4 protein-coding genes and 1 pseudogene are annotated in these 4,712 nt (G+C 55.3%); 4 read left to right on the forward strand and 1 reads right to left on the reverse strand.

The genetic code is table 11. The features are described 5' to 3' along the window. From VSS37_RS00825 to VSS37_RS00835, 4 genes and pseudogenes are all read left to right on the forward strand, one after another. Positions 1-578, forward strand: a pseudogene (locus VSS37_RS00825) (hypothetical protein); the annotation flags it as partial. A gap of 169 nt (positions 579-747) precedes the next feature. Next, positions 748-903: a helix-turn-helix transcriptional regulator gene (locus VSS37_RS21760; RefSeq protein WP_375339111.1), complete on the forward strand. Its 156-nt coding sequence runs from the start codon at positions 748-750 to the stop codon at positions 901-903. Between the two features lie 196 nt (positions 904-1,099). After that, the gene (locus tag VSS37_RS00830; RefSeq protein ID WP_324692703.1) at positions 1,100-1,936 is read left to right on the forward strand and encodes a toprim domain-containing protein; all 837 of its coding nucleotides are present in this window, start codon (positions 1,100-1,102) and stop codon (positions 1,934-1,936) included. Then, complete coding sequence (locus tag VSS37_RS00835) at positions 1,933-3,519, forward strand: YfjI family protein (RefSeq protein ID WP_324692704.1); 1,587 nt, start codon at positions 1,933-1,935, stop codon at positions 3,517-3,519. Before VSS37_RS00830 ends, VSS37_RS00835 begins: the two co-directional genes overlap by 4 nt. Before the next feature lie 849 nt (positions 3,520-4,368). Here the strand turns inward: VSS37_RS00835 and VSS37_RS00840 are convergent. Continuing rightward, positions 4,369-4,560 carry a hypothetical protein gene (locus tag VSS37_RS00840; RefSeq protein WP_324692705.1) on the reverse strand — a complete coding sequence of 64 codons (192 nt, stop codon included), beginning with the start codon at positions 4,558-4,560 and terminating at the stop codon, positions 4,369-4,371. Positions 4,561-4,712 lie beyond the last annotated feature (152 nt).

Raw genomic sequence — 4,712 nt, forward strand, 5'->3', positions numbered from 1 at the left:
GTGGAGCAAACAGCCCTGAGACGATCCGGGCGGCGGTGTTCGACAGTTTTGCGGCCATGCCCAACCCTGCCCCTTTGGGTGACGCGGTGCTCAACCGCATTGCCGACAAGCTGGCCATCAACTGGGCGCACACCCGCCCTGCTGCTGTCCACGGACAGCAGGACAGCCAGACAGCAGGACAGCAAAACACTGTCCACGGACAGCAGGACAGCGCCAGACAGCCAGTAACCACTGTCCACGGACAGCAGGACAGCCAGACAGCAGGACAGCAAAACACTGTCCACGGACAGTCAGGACAGCCAGAGCTGACAGCGGCGGCCAAGGCGTTGGAAGCTGACTTATATCCTGAGTGGCTTAGTCAGGTATCCATCAAGGCAATCACCCAGGGAGCGCGTGATGCAAAACGTTTCATCAGCCAGTCGACTTTCACGCATGGCGATAAAACCGTGCTGTCCGTTCAGGAAATGGAACGCATTTGGAATGTTTGGCAGGAACGCGCCGCCAATGATGGCGTCCTGAAAGCAAACCCGAAATATCAACCCGGCAACCGGCAGCCTAAATATTTACTGACGGCCTGATTTATAAACCAACAGGGCAGGGGATTTAAAACCCTGCCCACCTTTAAAACATGATGGAGCTTTTAAAATGGAAAGACCCGCGAAAATACAGACATTCAATTTTGAAGAATGGAAACAAAAATTAAGGCAGAAAAAGCCTGAAACCCAACCCGAGGACAGGGCGCTGGATATGCATGAGGTCGTAATGAGGGTTGGGGCAAGCCGCAGCAGCATCAACCGTTGGCGGCGGGCAGGAACTTTTCCTTGGGGCAAAAAATACGGCGCAAACATGCGGCGCTGGTTAGAATCTGAAATCAAGGCGTGGGAAGCTTCACGCGAAGGATAAGTTTATGGACAACAGCAAAAGAAAAGCCCCTGATGCTGCAAACACCAGAGGCGTTAAATTCAACGATTTGAACCGCAATTATAGGCCACAAGCTGAAAGGTTGCCAACAACAGCACAGGAGTTTTTTACAAATTTCCGTCAATCCATAATAGAAAATATTGGCCATGCCCCAAATGTCATAAAACCATCCGGCAAATTGGAGCGCTTTTCCAGTAATGGAAAATCCGGCGATTTATCCGGTTGGTATGTGCTGCACCTGCATGGTGATTATGCGGCGGGAGTGTTTGGCTGCTGGCGTACCGGCATCAGGCAGACATGGCACAGCGCCAAGGGTTCCTGGCGGTTGTCCGGCCACGAGTGGCGGGAACTGCACAAGGCCATCACAGCAGAACGCGCCCGGCAGAAGCAGGAGCATCAGGCCAGGGCGGACAACGCCCGGCAAGTGGCCGCCAGTTTGTGGAATGCGGCCAGACCTGCTGACCCTACGCACCCTTATTTGCTGCGCAAAGGGGTAGGGGCTTATGGTGCCCGCCAGCACCGCAACAGCCTGCTGTTGCCACTCTGTGACCTGGACGGCATGTTGCACGGCCTGCAAACCATCAGGCCGGATGGCATCAAACGCTTCCTGGCCGGAACGCCCAAGCGCGGCCTGTTCTGCCTGATTGGGGCGTCCATCACCCACCCGCAGGGCGTTTACCTCTGCGAGGGCTACGCCACCGGCGCAAGCCTGCATGAAGCCTATGGCCTGCCTGTGCTGGTGGCGTTTGATGCTGGCAACCTGCAACCTGTGGCGTCCGCCTACCGTGAACGCTTTCCCCATATCCCCCTGACCATTTGCGCGGACAATGACCGCAACCCCGCCAGCAAGGGATACGGGGTTGGCCTGGACAAGGCGCGCGCCGCTTGCGCAAACCTGCCGGGCGTTGGCCTGATCGTGCCGGAATTTCCCGAGGGCGCGCCGCTGAACCTCTCCGATTTCAACGATTTGACTGCATTGCTGCGAAGCAACGCACACAAGGAACCCAACGTATGAACACACCGACTACCCACAATATCCCAACCGGCAAGCCTGCCTTGTCGGTTGTGAATGGTTTTGTGCGCACCGAAAAGCCAACAGCGGACGGTTGGGAACAACCCGAAAGCCTGCTCATGGGCGGGCAGGGTGCCAAGTACCCGCTGTCGGCACTCCCCGGCATCATTGGCGGCGCAATCCGTGAAGTGGTGGCGGATGTGAAATGCCCACCGGCACTGGCCGCCAGTTCTGCCTTGTCGGTGCTGGCCATAGCCGGGCAGGGCGTCGCCAATGTACAGGCCAACAGCAGGATCAAACCCAGTCCCCTGAGCCTCTACACGTTGTCCATAGGCGAATCCGGCGAACGCAAAACCACGGCGGACAGCTTCTTTTCCGACGTGCTGGAAACATGGGCGCTCAACAAACAGCAGGAAAGGGAACAGGACGTGATCCGCAGCCGGGCGGTCATCACTTCATGGGAAAAGGAACTGGAAGGCATCAAGGAAGCCATCAAGCAGGCAGGGCGCAAACAGGAAGACACCGGCGAACTGACCGAGCAACTGATACGCCTGGAACAGTCAAAACCGGCTGGCATCCATTCCCCCAAGATGAAATACACCGACACCACCACCGAATCACTGGCGCATAAGCTGGTGCACTTGTGGCCATCGGCTGGCGTGCTGTCCAGCGAAGCCGGGATAGTCTTTGGCGGCTATGGCATGAAGGCCGACAACATCACCCGCAGTCTGGCTTTTTACAACACCGCATGGGAAGGTGGGCGCACATCCATAGACCGGCGCGGCGATGGCGGCAGCTTTGAAGTGAGGGACGTGCGTTTGTCCATGGGGTTGGCGGTGCAACCCAATGTGATCCACGACTTTTACGACAACAACGGCGAGCTGGCACGCGGATCGGGCTTTGCGGCGCGCTTCCTGCTGGCATGGCCGGAATCCACCCAGGGCAAACGCCAACTGACCCTGGAAGAACTTACCAGCGCACCCGGCAAAAACGGCCTGAGCCTGTTCTACGCCAAACTGCATGAAGTGCTGGAACGGCAGTATGTGAACGGGCAGGGCGGCAAGCTGGAAAGCCTGCCCACCCTTAAATTCTCCCGTGCGGCGCTGGAAATCTGGCTGGATTACTTCAACAGCATTGAAGATGAACTCAACGCGGGCGGCAGGTTTGAGCAACACAAGGACATCGCCAGCAAGTCGGCGGACAACGCGGCGCGTCTGGCTGGCCTGTTTCACTTGTTCAACGGTGGCGACATTCACGACGCCATCCAACCTGACGCCATGGGCGCAGCGGCGAATCTGGCGGGTTGGCACTTGTACGAGGCAAAACGCTTTTTTGATGAAATCGCCGTGCCGGTTGACATTTCCAACGCCCTGAAGCTGGATGGCTGGCTGACCCGTTACTGCAAAGACCGCCACACTGATGGCATAGGCAAGCGTGAAGCCCGCCAGCTTGCCCCCAACCGCCTGCGCAGCATTCAGGAACTGGACAGGGCGCTGGATACGCTGGTGGAGCATAACCGGGTGAGGATCATTGCCGAAGGCAGGAAGGAGCGGATAGAGGTCAACCCGCAATTGTTGGCGGGGTAGGCGGAAGCCTGCCTTGTGCAGAGGAACCAGAAAGCCGGGGCAACCCGGTTTTTTTTCGTCTGGTGGAAGTGTAGCAAGTGTAGCAGTGGCAATTGCTACGGTTTGTGGGGCAGGGCAGAAAGCCAGAACCGTTATTAATCATTAGGTTATGGATTGATGGCGGCGAAGTGTAGCAACTGTAGCAACTGTAGCAGTGGCAATTGCTACGGTTTGCGGGGCAGGGCAGAAAGCCAGAACCGTTATTAATCAGTAGGTTATGAAATGCAGGCGGCGAAGTGTAGCAACTGTAGCAAGTGTAGCAGTGGCAATTGCTACGGTTTGCGGGGCAGGGCAGAAAGCTAGAATCCTTACTAATCATTAGGTTATGGATTGATGGCGGCGAAGTGTAGCAACTGTAGCAAGTGTAGCAGTGGCAATTGCTACGGTTTGCGGGGCAGGGCAGAAAGCTAGAATCCTTACTAATCATTAGGTTATGGATTGATGGCGGCGAAGTGTAGCAACTGTAGCAAGTGTAGCAGTGGCAATTGCTACGGTTTGCGGGGCAGGGCAGAAAGCTAGAACCGTTATTAAAGTGTTGGTATATTCGTTTGTATGCACTGAATGAAGCTTCTAAAAATATCTTAGAAGTCAATAGTTAAGGATTTCTATGGTAGTGAAGTCATAGCCACCATGTATATCAAAGGGTTGCATTCTTTCGGGTGCAGCCCTTTTTCATTTTGGTTGTTTTTCACTCTTCTTTAGTCACGCAATTTGCTTGCTAGGATTGGACACGCCCCTATCCTACCCTGCCTGCATTGACAAAAAAAAGCCGGGAACTTGCCCCGGCTTCCTGGTGAAGGTTGTAGGCTGTCAGGTGGCGGCCTGCACCAGCAGCAACACTTCCTTGTCGATCAATGCCGGGTCAGCATCAGCCGGGAGTTCAACAACCTGATAATCAGGGCTGAATGCGCCGATTTCCGCACATAGCCTTGCTGACTCTTCGGGAAGGTGAAAGCCATCTGCCCAATAGGCAATCCGCTGGTTTTGTTTCTGCTGTTCCATGTTCATTTGCTCCACAAGTATTTGGGTAAGCCACATTTAGGGGTTGTGTATTTCGGGTTGATGCTGGCGTGTCCGTCTTTCACGGCACGGAGGAAAATGTTCTGGTCAAGTAAAACCGGACACCCTCTTAAGCACATTTAGCCCCTGTTTTG

The sequence above is a fragment of the Candidatus Thiothrix phosphatis genome, from assembly GCF_035668035.1.
Lineage (GTDB): Bacteria > Pseudomonadota > Gammaproteobacteria > Thiotrichales > Thiotrichaceae > Thiothrix > Thiothrix phosphatis.

Excerpts from the sequence above, each read along its gene's own strand:
- VSS37_RS21760 (WP_375339111.1), top strand. The coding sequence starts at position 748 with ATGCATGAGGTCGTAATGAGGGTTGGGGCAAGCCGCAGCAGCATCAAC.
- VSS37_RS00835 (WP_324692704.1), top strand. The coding sequence starts at position 1,933 with ATGAACACACCGACTACCCACAATATCCCAACCGGCAAGCCTGCCTTG.
- VSS37_RS00840 (WP_324692705.1), bottom strand. The coding sequence starts at position 4,560 with ATGGAACAGCAGAAACAAAACCAGCGGATTGCCTATTGGGCAGATGGC.